At 68.5% G+C, this 14,726-nt stretch carries 24 protein-coding genes; 14 read left to right on the top strand and 10 right to left on the bottom strand.

The features are described 5' to 3' along the window. Positions 1-2: 2 nt before the first annotated feature. The 7 genes from IG94_RS0101410 to IG94_RS0101380 all read left to right on the top strand — a co-directional run bounded on the left by IG94_RS0101410 (position 3) and on the right by IG94_RS0101380 (position 4,653). A complete protein-coding gene (locus IG94_RS0101410; protein ID WP_031029621.1) occupies positions 3-1,097 on the top strand; it encodes a DUF5047 domain-containing protein in 1,095 nt (364 codons plus the stop codon). Then, positions 1,097-1,705 (top strand): hypothetical protein, encoded by a 609-nt coding sequence (locus IG94_RS0101405; RefSeq protein WP_031029619.1) that lies wholly within the window; start codon positions 1,097-1,099, stop codon positions 1,703-1,705. Before IG94_RS0101410 ends, IG94_RS0101405 begins: the two co-directional genes overlap by 1 nt. A 9-nt stretch (positions 1,706-1,714) precedes the next feature. Further along, positions 1,715-2,338: a hypothetical protein gene (locus tag IG94_RS0101400; protein ID WP_031029617.1), complete on the top strand. Its 624-nt coding sequence runs from the start codon at positions 1,715-1,717 to the stop codon at positions 2,336-2,338. A 61-nt stretch (positions 2,339-2,399) separates the two neighbouring features. Continuing rightward, positions 2,400-3,464 carry a hypothetical protein gene (locus tag IG94_RS43055; protein ID WP_211269644.1) on the top strand — a complete coding sequence of 355 codons (1,065 nt, stop codon included), beginning with the start codon at positions 2,400-2,402 and terminating at the stop codon, positions 3,462-3,464. 27 nt (positions 3,465-3,491) lie between these two features. After that, positions 3,492-3,854, top strand: a complete 363-nt coding sequence (locus IG94_RS0101390) for a hypothetical protein (RefSeq protein WP_031029613.1) — start codon at positions 3,492-3,494, stop codon at positions 3,852-3,854. Beyond that, complete coding sequence (locus IG94_RS0101385; RefSeq protein WP_031029611.1) at positions 3,854-4,294, top strand: hypothetical protein; 441 nt, start codon at positions 3,854-3,856, stop codon at positions 4,292-4,294. The genes IG94_RS0101390 and IG94_RS0101385 overlap by 1 nt, the downstream gene beginning before the upstream one ends. After that, positions 4,291-4,653 carry a hypothetical protein gene (locus IG94_RS0101380; protein ID WP_031029609.1) on the top strand — a complete coding sequence of 121 codons (363 nt, stop codon included), beginning with the start codon at positions 4,291-4,293 and terminating at the stop codon, positions 4,651-4,653. The genes IG94_RS0101385 and IG94_RS0101380 overlap by 4 nt, the downstream gene beginning before the upstream one ends. 224 nt (positions 4,654-4,877) lie before the next feature. Here the strand turns inward: IG94_RS0101380 and IG94_RS43265 are convergent, their stop codons facing one another. Then, on the bottom strand, positions 4,878-5,510 hold the full coding sequence (locus tag IG94_RS43265) for a hypothetical protein (protein ID WP_224326211.1): 633 nt from the start codon (positions 5,508-5,510) through the stop codon (positions 4,878-4,880). Between the two features lie 174 nt (positions 5,511-5,684). Between IG94_RS43265 and IG94_RS0101360 the strand changes: the two genes are divergently transcribed. Next, on the top strand, positions 5,685-5,987 hold the full coding sequence (locus IG94_RS0101360; protein ID WP_157852147.1) for a hypothetical protein: 303 nt from the start codon (positions 5,685-5,687) through the stop codon (positions 5,985-5,987). A 40-nt stretch (positions 5,988-6,027) separates the two neighbouring features. On the opposite strand, the gene IG94_RS0101355 is transcribed toward IG94_RS0101360, so the two are convergent. Next, the gene (locus IG94_RS0101355) at positions 6,028-6,486 is read right to left on the bottom strand and encodes a hypothetical protein (RefSeq protein WP_031029604.1); all 459 of its coding nucleotides are present in this window, start codon (positions 6,484-6,486) and stop codon (positions 6,028-6,030) included. Between the two features lie 182 nt (positions 6,487-6,668). Continuing rightward, positions 6,669-6,851 carry a hypothetical protein gene (locus tag IG94_RS0101350; RefSeq protein ID WP_031029602.1) on the bottom strand — a complete coding sequence of 61 codons (183 nt, stop codon included), beginning with the start codon at positions 6,849-6,851 and terminating at the stop codon, positions 6,669-6,671. 222 nt (positions 6,852-7,073) lie between these two features. Between IG94_RS0101350 and IG94_RS0101345 the strand changes: the two genes are divergently transcribed. The 3 genes from IG94_RS0101345 to IG94_RS0101335 all read left to right on the top strand — a co-directional run bounded on the left by IG94_RS0101345 (position 7,074) and on the right by IG94_RS0101335 (position 9,790). After that, the gene (locus IG94_RS0101345) at positions 7,074-7,679 is read left to right on the top strand and encodes a recombinase family protein (protein WP_031029598.1); all 606 of its coding nucleotides are present in this window, start codon (positions 7,074-7,076) and stop codon (positions 7,677-7,679) included. Next, entirely contained in the window at positions 7,676-8,983 is a 1,308-nt protein-coding gene (locus tag IG94_RS0101340) for a hypothetical protein (RefSeq protein ID WP_031029595.1), read from the top strand. The genes IG94_RS0101345 and IG94_RS0101340 overlap by 4 nt, the downstream gene beginning before the upstream one ends. Positions 8,984-9,142: 159 nt before the next feature. Further along, positions 9,143-9,790: an HNH endonuclease family protein gene (locus IG94_RS0101335; protein ID WP_031029592.1), complete on the top strand. Its 648-nt coding sequence runs from the start codon at positions 9,143-9,145 to the stop codon at positions 9,788-9,790. Between the two features lie 9 nt (positions 9,791-9,799). Here IG94_RS0101335 and IG94_RS42440 read toward each other — a convergent pair whose 3' ends face one another. Both IG94_RS42440 and IG94_RS0101325 read right to left on the bottom strand, forming a co-directional pair. Beyond that, positions 9,800-9,985: a hypothetical protein gene (locus IG94_RS42440; RefSeq protein WP_157852144.1), complete on the bottom strand. Its 186-nt coding sequence runs from the start codon at positions 9,983-9,985 to the stop codon at positions 9,800-9,802. A 100-nt stretch (positions 9,986-10,085) separates the two neighbouring features. Beyond that, the gene (locus tag IG94_RS0101325) at positions 10,086-10,337 is read right to left on the bottom strand and encodes a hypothetical protein (protein WP_031029587.1); all 252 of its coding nucleotides are present in this window, start codon (positions 10,335-10,337) and stop codon (positions 10,086-10,088) included. A 119-nt stretch (positions 10,338-10,456) separates the two neighbouring features. Here IG94_RS0101325 and ku point away from each other — a divergent pair, with 119 nt between their 5' ends. Beyond that, positions 10,457-11,359, top strand: a complete 903-nt coding sequence (gene ku / locus IG94_RS0101320; RefSeq protein WP_031029584.1) for a non-homologous end joining protein Ku — start codon at positions 10,457-10,459, stop codon at positions 11,357-11,359. Here ku and IG94_RS0101315 read toward each other — a convergent pair. Continuing rightward, a complete protein-coding gene (locus IG94_RS0101315) occupies positions 11,356-11,694 on the bottom strand; it encodes a DUF6233 domain-containing protein (protein WP_031029581.1) in 339 nt (112 codons plus the stop codon). The genes ku and IG94_RS0101315 overlap by 4 nt on opposite strands. A gap of 45 nt (positions 11,695-11,739) precedes the next feature. On the opposite strand from IG94_RS0101315, the gene IG94_RS38385 reads away from it, so the two are divergent. Both IG94_RS38385 and IG94_RS0101305 read left to right on the top strand, forming a co-directional pair. After that, positions 11,740-11,961 (top strand): LexA family protein, encoded by a 222-nt coding sequence (locus IG94_RS38385; RefSeq protein WP_052410505.1) that lies wholly within the window; start codon positions 11,740-11,742, stop codon positions 11,959-11,961. Then, complete coding sequence (locus IG94_RS0101305) at positions 11,958-12,155, top strand: hypothetical protein (protein ID WP_031029579.1); 198 nt, start codon at positions 11,958-11,960, stop codon at positions 12,153-12,155. The genes IG94_RS38385 and IG94_RS0101305 overlap by 4 nt, the downstream gene beginning before the upstream one ends. A gap of 488 nt (positions 12,156-12,643) precedes the next feature. On the opposite strand, the gene IG94_RS0101300 is transcribed toward IG94_RS0101305, so the two are convergent. The 4 genes from IG94_RS0101300 to IG94_RS43260 form a co-directional block, all read right to left on the bottom strand. Continuing rightward, positions 12,644-12,871: a hypothetical protein gene (locus IG94_RS0101300; RefSeq protein WP_052410504.1), complete on the bottom strand. Its 228-nt coding sequence runs from the start codon at positions 12,869-12,871 to the stop codon at positions 12,644-12,646. A gap of 89 nt (positions 12,872-12,960) precedes the next feature. After that, a complete protein-coding gene (locus tag IG94_RS0101295; protein WP_031029574.1) occupies positions 12,961-13,158 on the bottom strand; it encodes a hypothetical protein in 198 nt (65 codons plus the stop codon). Between the two features lie 34 nt (positions 13,159-13,192). Next, the gene (locus IG94_RS0101290; protein WP_031029571.1) at positions 13,193-13,456 is read right to left on the bottom strand and encodes a GntR family transcriptional regulator; all 264 of its coding nucleotides are present in this window, start codon (positions 13,454-13,456) and stop codon (positions 13,193-13,195) included. 565 nt (positions 13,457-14,021) lie between these two features. After that, the gene (locus IG94_RS43260; RefSeq protein WP_248783057.1) at positions 14,022-14,168 is read right to left on the bottom strand and encodes a helix-turn-helix domain-containing protein; all 147 of its coding nucleotides are present in this window, start codon (positions 14,166-14,168) and stop codon (positions 14,022-14,024) included. Between the last annotated feature and the right edge of the window lie 558 nt (positions 14,169-14,726).

Here is a 14,726-nt window from a genome sequence, read left to right as displayed (position 1 = left end):
GCATGTACCCCGTCTCGGACCGCTTTCTCGCACGGCTCGCCGAATCGCACCGCGTCGCCACCAGCGTGCAGCTGTTCCTGACAACCGGGGAGGTCGTCGACCTGGAGCACACGGGCGGGTCGGTCACGGTCGACCGCGGACAGGCCATCCGCCGCACCTGCACCGTCACCGTCGCCGACCCCTCCGTCATCCCGAGGACGCCAACCGACCAACTCGCCACCTACGGCGCCCGGCTCCGCATCTCCCGCGGCGTCGACTACGGCAACCCCGACGCCCCGGAGCTGGTGCCGCTGGGCGTGTTCCGCCTCGACTCCGTCGACGGCGACGTCAACGAAGGCCCGGTCAACCTGCAGGGCGTCGACCTGTCCGGGTGCGTCGCCGACGACAAACTCACCGAACCGTGGACGGCCACCGGCACCGTAGTCGGCGCGGTCACCGCCCTCATCCAGCGCAGCCTCCCCGACGCCGACATCATCAGCCTCATCGACGACACCATCATCGGCACCCGCACCTTCGACGTCGAGGCCGACCCGTGGGCCGGCGCCCAGGAGATCGCCGCTGCGGCCGGCGCTGAGGTGTACGCGAACGCGGACGGAGTGTTCGTGATCGCTACCCTGCCGGACCTGCTGGAGACGGAACCGGTGTGGGCGGTGGAGGCCGTCGAGGGCGGCGTCTACATCAAAGGCAACCGGGCCATGAGCAGCGAGAAGGTCCACAACGGGATCTTGGCGCGGGGCGAGAACACGTCGGAGAACATCCCGCCGGTGTCGTGGCTGGCCGTCGACGACGACCCCGGCTCCCCAACGTACTGGGGTGGCCCGTTCGGGCGCCGCCCCGACTTCTACTCCTCCAGCACCCTCACGTCGGAGAACGCCTGCCAGCAGGCCGCCATCCTCAAGCTGCGGCAGGCCAAGACCCCCAACGCCACCGGCGACATCAGCTCGCTGCCCAACCCGGCTTTGGAGCCGGGGGACGTCATCCGCGTCACCCACGAGGACGGCACCAGAGAGTTGCACCAGGTCGCCGCGTTCACCGTACCCCTGTCCGAGGAGGGGGACCTGCCGATCTCCACGATCGCAGCGAAGGAGGACGCCTGATGCCGGAGAAACCCGCCCTGGCAGTGCACCGCGACCTCGCCTGGGCACTCAAACAGCAGGCCACCAGGGCGGGGGAGTCCGCCCCGTCCGTCCGCGGCTCCGACTGGCGACTCGCCACCGTCACCGCCGTCAACGCGGACGGCACCGTCGCCGTCGCCGGTATTCCGGCAGTGCGCTGCATGGAAACATGCCGCCTGCTCGCCGTCGGAAACACCATCGTCATCAGCCAAAACAGTGCAGGAAACTGGATCACCTGGGGGCGTAACGCCACCACCGAATCCGTGTGGACGCTACTCACGCTCGCCTCCGGGTACACCAACCCGGGCCACGGCTACAACGCCGCCTACCTGCGGGAAGGCCGCCGCATCTGGCTCCGCGGACGCATCGGACCCACATCCGGCACGATCGCCAACGCCTCCACCCTTCTCACGCTGCCCGCAGCCATACGACCCGGCGTAGAGATCGGATGGGCCGCAGCCAGGGACCAGAACACCAACCCCGCCGTCGCCCGCGTCGAGATCACCCCGACGGGCGTCATCCGCACCTACGACGCTTCATCACCCCTGCCGTCGTGGATCGCCCTCGACGGCGTCAGCTACACCATCTAGGAGGGGCGCGTGCCCAAACCTGACGGCTGGGGGCAGGGCATCAGCCTTTGGCAGATGACCGATGCCCCCTCCATCCCGGACGCCATCGCAGCGCTCGCAGCAGGCGTCATCCCCCGCGGCGTGCTCCGGTTCGCTTCCGCGTCCGAACGCGGCGCGACTCTCGTCGGCGACTACACGCCCGTCGACGGCATGCTGACCTGGCTGGAGGACGTGGGCCGCCTCGAACTCCGCGTCGACAGCGTGTGGGTCGTCGTCGCCGTCGGCAACCGGGCCTGGACCACCGTGCCGCTCGCATCCGGCTGGACCCAGAACGGCAACAGCCAGGGGACCTTCCAGTACCGGGTCGTCAACTTGTTCGGCGAAGACTCGATCATGTTCCGGGGCGGCATCAGCAGGTCGAGCTACCCGACGACGATCCCCGGCTACTTCGAACTCAACACCACCGCCCTGCCCACCACGGCCCGACCCGCCTCCCTGCGGACCATCACCGTGCCCTGCTCCGACATCGGCTCCAGCCGCATCTCCCTGAAGATGGACGTCACCACCGCCGGCTGGATTCGCCTGTATGGCATCTCCAGGCCGTCCGACCTGCCTGTGTGGGTCGGCTTCAACGGCTGCTTCACCAGCCTCTGACCAGCCCGAGTATCCAGTCCGCCCCCGCAGTGTCGGGGGCTTCCGCATGAGAGGGGGGCCCGTGGCTCGCACCGGTCCTCAGCGCTATCCCGGCGCCAGCACCACCTACTGGTACGGCTCGAAGTACCCGGGTTCGGCGATGGAGTCGAACGTCGTGGTGTGGCACACCACCGAGGGCACCAGCCTCCCGACCTACGGCGGCGGCGGCTCGGCGCCGAACTTCACCGCCAAGCCGGACTTCTCGGCCCAGCAGCTCGTCTGGTACCAGCACTTCGACTTCGACACGTCCGCCCGCGCCCTCGTCAACCAGCCGGGCGGCGTGGAGACGAACACCCTCAACGCGGTGCAGGTGGAGATCGTCGGCACCTGCGACCCGGCCGCCCACAAGAAGTGGGGCAGCACCCCGCACCTGTACACCCCGGAGCTGCCGGACTGGGCGATCCGCGACCTGGCCGCATTCGCCCGGTGGGCGCACGAGCAGCACGGCATCCCGCTGTCGAGCGGCCTCACCTTCAAGCCCTACCCCAGCAGCTACGGCGCCAACGGCGTCCGCATGAGCAACGCCAAGTGGTCCTCCTTCAAGGGCCACTGCGGGCACCAGCACGTCGCCGAAAACCAGCACGGGGATCCGGGCGCCCTGCCGATGGCGGCGATCCTCGCCCGCGCCGCCGGCACCGCCCCCGACACCACGCCCACGAAGGAGGCCGACGTGCCCGCCTACACGAGCCTCGGCATGACGAAGCCGATGACCCTCCAGCCCGACACCTGGAAGACCATCGCGTTCGACACCGAATGGGTCGACGACCTCAAGCAGCACTACGACGGCGGGCAGACCTTCGCCACCAGCGCCCACTACAACGGCGTCCTCTACGTCTACACCGACGACCTGGCCCGCGGCGACGAGCTCCAGATCCGCCTCGTCGAAGACAGCATCGCCGCGGGCCGGACCGTGAAGGCGTTCCCGCCGACCGAGGTCATCGGCTCCAGCGGCGGCACCTACAGCTACATCCCCGCCGTCGGCGTCATCGGCAAGGACCGCCGCGTCAAGTTCCAGGTCGCCCACTACGGCACCGGCCCCCTCGTGCTCAAGCGGGCCGAGCTCAAGGCCCACCTCTGGGCCCTCTGACCCACCCGACCCCTACCAGGAGCAACCATGAAGATCTTCGGCAGAGAGCCTGCCCTCATCATCGCCGGCGTGTCCGCGGGCCTCAGCCTGCTCGTCACGTTCGGGTTCGGCCTGTCCGCGGAACAGGCCGGCGCGATCGTCGCCGTCATCAGCGCCGTGTTCGCCGCCGCCACCGCCGCGATCACCCGGCCGATCGCACCGGCCGCGTTCACCGGCCTCGTCGCCGCCGTCGCCGCACTCCTCGCCGCCTACGGCCTCGACCTGTCCACCGAGAAGATCGGCGCCCTCAACGCCGTCGTCCTCGCCGGACTCGCCCTCCTCACCCGCGGCCAGGTCGCACCGTCCACCCCGAGCACGCCAGCCGCGGCCGAGCCGACACGGACGGTCTGATGGGATGCCGTGCGGCCCGGCGGCTACAGAAGAAGCTGGGCCGCCGCGGCGCATTCCTCGCCATCCTCGGCGTCGGACAAACCTGCTGGGGCATCTCGTTCCTCGTCGACCCTCCCGGCGACCACGGCCTCACCCTGCTCACCAGCGTGTGCAGCCTTCGCCACTGGGCGTGGCTGTGGATCGGCTGCGGCATCGGCACCCTCGCCGCAGCACTCGTCAAAGTTGGCCGGGACTGGCTCGGCTTCCTCGCCGCACTCGCTCCCCCCACCGTGTGGGCCCTCGCCTACACCGTCGCCGTCATCACCGGCGACTACTCACGCGGCGGCTTCGTCGCCATCTGGTATCTGACCTCGCACGTCGGGGTCATCATGTGGGCGGCCACGGTGCCCGAATACTCGGTCCCCCCAGCTCCGCGGCCCCGGAGAGGCAAGGCCGCATGAACGTCGGCGAATGGGCGGGAATCATCACGGCCGCCGGAAGCGTCCTCGGAGGCGGAGGCTGGTTCGTCTCCCGCGCCACCGTCCGCGCCGGCCAGGCCACAGCCGCAGCCACCGAAGCCGCGGCCCGAGCCAACGCCGCCCCCGCACAGCAGGCCGCCAACCTCGCCGTCCTCGAAGCCACCGTCCGCCGCGTCGACGAAGAGAACGGGCAGCTACGCGGCAAGATGTCCCGCCTGGAACGCGTCGTCAGCGCCTTCGCCTGGACCACCGACCGGTGGGCACGCCAGATGCTCCGCGCCGGCATCGACCCTGAGCCTGCGCATCCTCTGGTCGACGAGTACAACCGAACTGGAGTCTGACCATGTCCGACCCGGACCCGATTCCGTTGCAGCCCCGACCCGACCCGGGCGCCGCCGACGCCGGCAGCCTCGAGAGGATGGGCCGCATCGACCCGCAGCCCATCCCCGAACCCGCCACCCAGCCGTTCCAGGAACCGGTCTACCCCGACCTTCCCGACGAGCAGCCAGCATGACAGCGCCCCGCCCTCCATCACGGAGGGCGGGGCGCCTTCGACGTTTCCGGGTCAGTCCCAGCCGCCCAGCAGGCCACTGTTCAGCTGGGCTGTGCAGATGTTGTAGTCGCCCTCCGCGTGGCCCTTCTTCGTCTCGCCGCCGACCGTCACCGAGCAGTTGATATCGCCGCTACCCATCAGCTGCGCCGACACGTGGTAGTAGAGGGCGTCACCATCGAGCTTCAGCGTCTCCTCGAACGGCAGACCCTTACCGGAGCGACTGTCGGAGTCCGAGCCGTAGTTGATGTCGACCCCGGCCGGGCCCGACCCCCACGCCTTGAACACCACCTCACCCGACGGCGCCTCCTCCTTCTCGGCGGGCTTCTCCTCTGCCTTCGGCTTCACCGTCTTCGTCACCGTGACGGTCGGCGCCGGCTTCGCGTCGTCCTTCGCCGGCTTCGCCGGCTTCGCCGCGGCAGCGGACTCGGTGACGGTCACGGTCGGCTGCGGCTTCGCCTCGGCGCTCGTCTTCTCCTCGCCAGCACCTGCGGAGCCGATACCGACACCGATCAGCAGGGTGAGGACCGCGGCCGGGATCAGGATCCGCTTCCGCGCCCACTTCGGTCCTCCCCGCTGCGGGCCGGGCGGCATCGGAGGCTGCCCCGGCAACGGCGGCTGGGCAGACGGCGGCTGATTGAACGACATGGAACCCCCCTAGGTTGCGTGACGACACCGTAGAGCACATGTGATGAAAATGTGCACACGAGTCGCCGAACCGTGACAGGGGGGGGCTTGCCGGCGATAGCCGTGCTCCCGCTTTCAGGTGCGAGAGGCCCCGTCTGTCTGCCGGGGCGAATGGCCGACTGCCATCATCGGCCGATGGAGTACTTCACCCTGGTCGCGAAGAAGACAACGAGCCACGAACCCGGCGCCGTTGAGGCGGCCCTACGCCAGGCCTGGAACGCCTGCGCCGGCGCAGCGTGCCCCAAGTGCCACGTCCCGGCCGGGCAGTACTGCCGGAACAGCACCGCGGGCGTCATGTACGTAACCCGCTTCCACCGGCCCCGCCAAGACGCGGCCGGCGTCCCGCAGATCCTGCCACCGGTAGGGATCCACGGGCTGAACTGGGCGACGGGCAAGGGTCGCTACCGGTGGGACGACCGGCGCGTACCCACCGTGTGAGTCGCAGAGGTAGCGCATAACGTTCCCTAAAGTGCTGGAGTTACGGCCAGCTGGGCACCCTGGGCGCTGTCCGCTGCAGGTGTCGATCCAGTACAGGATGCGTTCGTCCCGCGCGCACACCGTTGATGTGCTCGCAGGTCTTCGCCCCGCCTGTGAATGAGGCCCCAGTACGGACCGCCATCACAGCGAAGAACGTCTTGCCTTCCGGTGATTGAGGGCTCGTCGTCCAGTCATAGGTAGGCCCGTCTCGCAGCGCACGGTCGATCAGGATGGCTCCGAGCCCCTGCCGTTGAACCTCAGGCGAGAGTGAGATCTTGGAGATCACGCCCCTGCGGCAGGTGTGGCAGACCTTCCAGACGAGCCGTGCATAGTCGAGGCCCTGACGGTCATAGACGCGGATGTTCTGGTGGCTTGCTGGCGTGGCGTCGGGCCAGTGAATGAAGAAGCGGTGCGTCCACGGGTGCCGGATGCGGATCCACTGCCACTCGGCGTCGTCCATCCCTTCCGGTGCTCTCACTTACTCCCCCAGGGTCGTGTCTCGGGATGGTGTCCCATAGCCCCGCAGTGTGCGCCAGCCCCGCCATTGGAGCGAGCGTGGGCTTGTGGTTGCGGGCTGGCTCCTCGATATCATGCACAACCGTGGCCCCGCTCCCATCGAGGAGCGGGGCCACGGTGTCGTGCTCAGCGGCTCTCGCGGATCGCGTCCGCCAGATCCTTGAGCGCGGCGCCGACTGTCAGGAGAGCATGCACCTGGGCCCTTGCCAGCATGGCCACCTGGTCCTCGGACCCGGCGTCGCCGGCATAGGTGTCGTCCAGGTTGTTCAGCGCCCGAGCCTGTAGCTGGTCATACCGTCGCTCCATCATGCCCACCCTTCGTCGCGTTCCGGCGTCGCGAGTCTGCCGAATCTGGAGTCGGCTGTCAGCAAGGCCTCCAGGTGGCTGTTCATCAATCGGTCGAGACGTGAATCTGAAGACGATCAGGCGGCAAGTCGCAAACTCCAAGTACCAGTTGTTCAGAAACCCGTTCATCTACTCGCTTCGTTCATCTACTATGGAGGCCCGTTAGATGAACGAAGGAGAGGTTCTATGGCCCTAGTTGGGCTCGTCCGGGTGAGCACCGACAAGCAGAACACCGAGCGGCAGCACGACGCCCTCGACCCGATCTGCATCAAGGTCTTCGAGGAGAAAATCAGCGGCAAGCTCGCCGCCGAAGAGCGCCCCGCCCTTTCGGTAGCCATCGAGTACCTGCGCGACGGCGACATGCTCTGCGTTCAGGAAGTCGACCGGCTCGGCCGCAACCTCCTCGAAGGGCTGATCGTTCTCAACGACCTCTTCGAACGCGGTATCGCCGTCAAGGTGCTCGAAGGCATCGCTGCCGGCGAGCACAAGGAACGTTCACTGATCCTCGACCTCGCCCTAGCGCTCGCCGAGGACCGCAGGCGCGACATCGTCAAGAAGACCAAAGACGGCCTGGAGTCCGCCCGTAAGCGCGGGCGCATCGGAGGCCGCAAGCCCGTCATGACCGAGACGCTCACCGTCCAGGCCGCCGCCCTGCGCGACCGAGGCTTCACCATCCGGCAGATTCAGCCCCACCTTCGCATCGCCGAGGGAGCCAACAGGGGCAAGAACCCGAGCGTTGGAGCCATCTCGCAGGCGCTCCGTCGGCATGACGAAGAGGAGGGGTGCACATGACGGACAACCCGTCGAAGTTCTGGGACATGGTCCCGGAGGCGGCCGTCCACATCGACGCGCTGATGGACCTCTTCCGTCAGGCGTGCCAGCGGCAGGGGTGGACGCTGTGTGCGGAGCGCGGCTTGATCGGCTGGGCCGAGGTCAGATGCGGTGTCGGGCACGAGTTCAGCGTGCGCGCGTGGGACCTCGTATCTGGGAGCAGGCCTCCCTCGATAAGCCCTAGTGAGCCCTGGTGTACGAAGTGCCGCAAGGCAGATTGGGTCGCCGAGTGCCTGGCCATCCTGGAGTCTGCAGCTGAAGCTCAAGGCGTAGAGCTCACGGCCACCGACGAGCAGGACGAGTCCGGGGAAGGGCATGTCGTGTTCGCGGCGACGTGCCCGAAGGGGCACCGCTCCCAGTTGTCTGGGCGTGACGCGAGGAGTTGGCGCGGCGAGCCGGTCGACATCCTGTGCCCCGACTGTCGGGTGGCTGCCAGGGCAGCGGAAGGGTTCGCCAAGATCGAGCAGGTTCTCCGAGAGACTCGATCTACCGTGGTGAAGAGGTATCGCAACGCCGCCGAAGTCAGATGCCGTCGCGGCCACCTGCACACGTTCTACGTCGACAGTCCGGATGGACGCGACGCCATCCGTTCGGACTTCTGTGGCGATTGCGGAAGGCTGGCCCAGTTCCAGGAGTTCCTGGAGCAGGCCAAGGATCTCGGGATCACGGTGCTTGAGTCACAGTGGATAGCCAAGTCCCGTGCCCACCGGGCGGTCTGCTTCGCCGGGCACGAGTTCGGCCTCATCCCGAACAAGATGAAGCGAGGGTGCCCCGAATGCCCGCGCGGGATGTACGGCGGCGCCGTCCCACCCCACGACGTCTACTACGTCGTGAGCGGGCTCGACGTCACCACCGGCAAGGAGACCGTGAAGCCCGGCATCAGCTCCGGCAAGGGCTACAACCGGCTGCGACAGCACGCCGAGGACGGCCTGAAGGCACAGCATCTTCGGATCCAGGGACTACCCCTCGGTATGGCGAGGGCGCTGGAGACGTTCGTCCTCGCCGGGCTCGACAGGAAGGGATGGGTGTCCACGCGAGGCGTCGAGTACTTCCCGGCGGCAGCCCTCACGGACGTCATAGATCTGGTGGGCGAGTGGTTCACGGCCCAGGCTGGGCTCTCCACCCGCCCGATCGTCGTCGACGCCGGCGACATCCTCGAAGCCGCCGGAACGCCTGGGTCGCCTGACGTGGTGGACCTCGACGTAGACACGGCCGTCGTCTTCGACTCCGACGACCTGAGGGCTGTCGCAGCGTTGACGCGCTGAGCGTCAGCCTCACGTGCCAGACTGGCTTTGACCCCGTCGCGCATCCCCCGTCGCGGCGGGGTCTCTGGTGGTCGCTCGCCGGTCTGATGAGTGCCTGCACTTGGGTGACGTGTCGTTGAACCTGCCGCTGGGGATGGCGTGTTCCGATATCACCGACGCATGATCACCGCACGCGGCCTGCTTGCTGCCGCTCTCCTCGCCCTGCCTCTCGCTGCTCCTGCTGCCGCCGCACCTGCGGAGGCGCTGCCGATCGCTGACGCGGTCGCCGCCCTACCGGTGGCCGACGAATCCCGCGACGGCTACACCCGCAGCGCCTTCAAGCACTGGGTCGACGCCGACAAGGACAGCTGCAACACGCGCATGGAGGTGCTGATCGCCGAGTCGCGGGTGCCGGCCACGGTCGGTTCGGGCTGCAAGGTGACGGCGGGGGAGTGGTTCTCGTACTACGACGGCGTGACGGTGACCGCCCCGGGTGGTTTGGACATCGACCACATGGTGCCGCTCGCCGAGGCGTGGGACTCGGGTGCAAGCGCGTGGTCGGCGGAACGGCGGGAGCAGTACGCCAACGACCTCGACGCCGAACGGTCCCTGGTGGCCGTGACTGCCCGCACCAACCGCAGCAAATCCGATCAGGACCCGGCGGACTGGCTGCCGCCTCTCGCGGACGCCCGCTGCACGTACCTCGCCGACTGGGTGGGCACGAAACTCCGCTGGGGCTTGAGCGTCGACGAGCCGGAGCGGGAGGCGCTCGCCGAGCTGGCCGGCGGGTGCGGGCAGGAGACCGTCGACTACGAGCCCGCACCGTAGGGCGCGCGTTCATCCCTCCAGCTTCGGCAGTTCCCCGGGCTTGACGGTCACCTCGTTGATGTCGCGGGCTCCGGCGGTCTCCAGCTCGCGGCGCTGCCGGTCGGCGGATACCCGGTCGTAGGCGACGGCTGAGGCCCGTCGGGTGCCGTCGGGGGCGGTCCAGGTGAAGCCGAAGCTCTGCATCGTTGCGGTCATGGGACGCATCTTGCCCGGTGGCACTGACAGTGGTTCCGGAGGAAGCGCCCGCCCCTTCCGTCAGAGGCGGGCGCTGCCACGGTGCCGGGGGCCGGCTGGCTCAGCTCTCGTGGATGTGGGTGAGGCTGCCGTCCTGCTGCTCGTAGTGGGAGAGGGCGAGGCCGAGGCCGAAGAAGGTGGGCGCCCATTCGCCGACGAAGAGGCCCCAGCGGTCGGCGCGGGCGACGCCGCCGACGGGTTCGGCTTTGAGACTGGCGGCCCAGGCGGCGACGGTGAGGCCGATGGACGCGAACGCGGCGAGGTAGGCGTGCTCGCTTTTGACGCCCGTGTCGTGCAGCTTCTTGACGATCATTGGTGGCTCCGTTCCTGTGGGGTCGGGAGTCGGAGTTCCACGTCTCCCTCACCCCATGCGCCGCTTTTGCGCCTAATCGCCTAGTCTGATGCTGCTCGGGGCTGCCTTGGAGGTTCGTCATGCCCCGCACCATCTGGTCCGGCGCCATCAGCTTCGGCCTGGTCACCGTGCCCATCCACGTCGTCAGTGCAACCGAGGACCGCAGCATCCACTTCCACCGGGTGCACCTGGAGGACATGGCCAGGGTGCGGACCCGGAAGGTGTGCGAGTTGGAGGACCGCGAGGTGTCCTCGGACGAGATCGGCAAGGGCTATGAGATCTCTCGCGACAACGTGGTGCCGATCTCCGACGAGGAGCTGCGGGATCTGCCCCTGCCGACGGCGAAGGCCATCGAAATCACGGCCTTCATGCCGTGGGAGGCGATCGACCCGATCCGGATCGGCGACGGCTACTACCTGGCACCGGACGGGCAGGTCGCCGCGAAGCCGTACAAGCTGCTGCGCCAGGCACTGGAGCGCAGCAGCCGCGTGGCGGTCGCCCGCTACGCCTGGTCGGGCCGCGAGCGCCTCGGCCTGCTCCGGGTCCGCGGCGAGGCGATCGTCCTGCACGCCATGCGCTGGCCGGACGAGATCCGCGACCCGTCCTCGCTACTCCCGCCGCCGGTGGAACTGTCCGAGGAAGAGATCGAGGGCGCCCTCGCACTGATGGACACCATGGCCCGCGACGACCTCGACAGCCCGGAGTTCCGCGACACGTACACCGAGGCCGTCGCCGAGCTGATCGAGGCGAAGCGCGAGCACCGCGAGCCGCCGGCCGCACCGGAGCTGGCCGCCGAGTCGGGGCAGCTCGTCGACCTCATGGCCGCCCTGCAGCAGTCGGTGTCGAAGGCGAAGGAGTCCCGCGGCGAGGACGCAGGGCAAGCGGACGTGCACGAGATGCCGAAGAAGCGGGCCGCGAAGAAGCAGCCGACCAAGAAGACCGCGGCGAAGAAGACGGCCCGGAAGCCGAAGAAGTCGGCCTAGCTCTCCAGGAACCCGAGCGCGGTGTCGGGCCGGCACGCGCCGCACGGTTTGATGCCGTCGCTGATGGCGTGCCGGGCTTCGTCGAGGCTGATGCCGCGGGTGCGCTTGCCCTTGTTCCAGCAGTCGCCAGCGTGCACCTGGACGGGCGGCGAGTCGCGGTTGAGTCCGAGTTCGAGGAGCCAGTCGGGCGGCGTGGGCCGTGCTTCCTGGCCGCGCTGCCGCTCGGTCTCCCGCTGCTCGGCTGCATCGATGGCGGCCCGCACCTGGTCGAGGGTGAGGGCGAGCCAGGTTTCCAGGGTGCGGAGTCGCGGCAGGTCGGGCGGCAGGTCGGTCACGGTCTCAGCTTGCCCCAATATTCGAACACGGGTTCTACTGGGGGTATGAGCAGGCACCGCGTCGACTACCTCACCCCACGCCAGGAGGAGATCCTCCGCCACATCCGCCTTGCGATCACCGACGAGGGTGACGCCCCGACCGTCGCCGAGATCGCCGCCGCGGTGAACCTGCGGCCGTCGTCCGTGCACTACCAGCTGCGGGAACTGGAGGCGAAGGGCGCCATACGCCGCGAGCCGCACCAGTCGCGCGGAATCCGGCTCGCATGACCGCCGGCCGCTACCGGGTGACCGTCAAAACCGACGGGGAGCCGCTGCTCCAGGGCTGGTGGGGGAGCGAGGCGACGGCCCGCCGGAAGTTCACGTCGTGGATCGGCGAGCACGGCAGCCGGCCGGGCGCCCGGGTCACCCTCGCGGATGAGGAGACGGGCAGGGTGCTGACGGAGTGGCCAGAGCATTCGTGATCTTCTGGAATGCTGCCGCCATGAACGTGAGACCGTTCCCGTCCCGTGCCCGCGCGCGCCGTCAGATCATGCGGCGCCACGGGAATCAGATCCCCACTTACCTGCTGCCTGTGTCACGTGAGGTGCGCATACAGCCGGGCGTGTACGTGTTGTCGACGCGGCGCCCCGGCACTGTCGGCGGCCCGGCGTAGGCTGGCGGCATCGATCCGACTAGCAAGTCGGGTTTGTTGTGGCTGAAGGCCCCGTCTGGTCACGCAGGCGGGGTCTGCTGCATAGGGAGGCGTGTTGGCGGGACAACCTGGCGACGGGTGCGACGATCCACGCCTGGTGCACTCGCACTGGTGCGGCATCTGCGGCGCGCAACGACTCTTCAGCAGCGAGGAGTGCAAGCTGGCGATGGTCACCCCACCTTGCCCTCGCTGCTATGGCGCGGACTGGAGGAGCGAGGTAGACGCGCTCACCTCCCCAGACCACCGCGAACGGGACCTCTAAGCCGCCTCGGGTTCGGGGTGCCGGACGGTCTTCTTCGCCGCCATCTCCACCTCGTACCGGCTGGTGCCTTCGGCTGCCGCGTGTTCGACGACGGCGGCCTGGAACGCGTCGGCGGCGGCCAGCCAGGCCGCGCGGGTGCCGTCGCCGGGGTTGGCGGTGTAGGCGGCGCGGGCTTCCTCGGCCAGCCGCTCCAGGGTTACGAGATCATCGAAAGTGTGGGGCACCCGGGGATCCTACGTGGAGACGCCGAGACCTCCTCGATTAGGAGGTGCTTAGGAGGTCGCGTCGCGGTGATCTACCAATCTGGGATCAGCTAGTAGATCACTAGTAGTTCAGCCGCCGTGGTCACGTCTCCGCGCTGGACCTGCTCCAGCTCGTCCAGCAGCGCCCGGTACTCCGCCCGCTCCGCATCCGACAGCCGGGCATCCCTGTGCGTGAACAGGGCGCGGATCGCCGCGTTCAGCTCCTCGGCAGACCGCAGCCCAGAGCGCGGTGAAGGGGAGGCAGGCATGGCGTCGATCCTACGGCGACGGTCCGACAACGGGCTACGACCCGTCGGGCGGCTGGCCGACGTAGGTGCCGCGCCCCTGCACCGTCCACACGACCCGCTCCTCGGCGAGTGCGGCGATCGCCCGGCGCACGGTCGTCCGGGCCAGCCCGTACTGCTGGACCAGGCTGTTCTCCGACGCCATTGGCCTGCCTTCCGCCCAGTCGCCGCGCGCGATCCGGGCCTTGAGGATCTCGGCGAGCTGCCGGTACGGAGTGACGGGCCCCTCGTGGTCGATCTCGGCGTCCGGATTCGTGGCCATGATCTCGACGCTAGGCAAGCCCCTACAGATCAGCACCTTGGGCTACGTATCGCTACGTGTCGAGACAGGGCGATACAAGTGTCGCTACCCTGCAATTGCACGCAGGTGCCCCGGCGGCCGTGCGACCGACCCCGGGGCTGGCCGACGAAGGAGCCGTCGACGTGGACGAGCGTAGAGACCCCCCGCCCGCCGCCGGTAGGCCGCGGTTAGTCGCCGCCCACACCGGCCTCACGCCCCCGCAGGAAGCCTGGGCCGCCTACACCCGGCACGCCATCGCCTGCAGCACCTGCGCCGACGTGGACCGCACCTGCACGATCGCCGGGGAGCTATACCGGGCGTGGGTGGCGATAAGCCGGGTTGCGTTCCGCCGGCTCGCCGAGGGCGGCGCGTAGGGGTTACCGGGCGGAACGTTTGGCCAGGGCTTGACCTGCGGTGATCGTTTCATGCCCCGTGTACGGCACGAGCGCAGACGCGTGCCGGCCGCACCCTTCCCTCAAGGTCACGACATGCTGTTGACTTTGATTCGATTAGGTAGCCAAGGTCACGGCGCGGTTGGCTACCGCCCTCAGCCGTGCAGGAGGTCAGCTACGTGCACCCGCAGAGCAGAGGCGACGTGAAGCAGGTGCGAGAGCTTCATCTCCCCACCGCCTTCCATGCGCTGAACGGTGCTGCGGTCGATGCCTGCCGCGTGGGCGAGCGACTCCTGGGTCATCTCGAGCCGGCGCCGACGCACGCGAATGCGGTCACCGACAGTCCGGCGGGCGTCGAGGATCCACTGCGGCTGATCGGCTGGCACCCGAGCAACGCTTTACCGATCATGATCATAAGTCAGCAGCAAATCTGAGGCATTCTTGGATCATGGAAGGGTGTCGCCCCGGGTGTCAGCTTGGGGTGGCGTCAGTGCTCCATGGCGTGCAAGATTCGAACGGGTATTCGCTCCTTTGGGTGAACTGCCACCTGGCCCTCCATGCCGTTTACCGGATGCAGGGTCAAGGAGGATGAGACGTGTCGGCCGGCCGCAAGATGGGTGCCCCCCTTTGTGGCCGCCGACGCGAACGCGCCCCCAGTCGACGGACTGGGGGCGCGTGCTGCCGTCAGGGGAGACCTGGGAGACGGATGGGAGACGAACCCCCACCCGCAACCCTGCGGAACACCCACACAACCCGACGCTACGCGCGGGCGGCACCCCACCCACCAGGCGAAATGACACAACACCACAGGTGACATGGTCACCGCAAAGCCGTCTCGGGCGACACGGGGGATCGTCCGA

This window comes from Streptomyces olivaceus, assembly GCF_000721235.1.
GTDB classification, from domain to species: Bacteria; Actinomycetota; Actinomycetes; order Streptomycetales; family Streptomycetaceae; genus Streptomyces; species Streptomyces olivaceus.
This window is presented reverse-complemented; position numbering and strand designations above follow the sequence as displayed.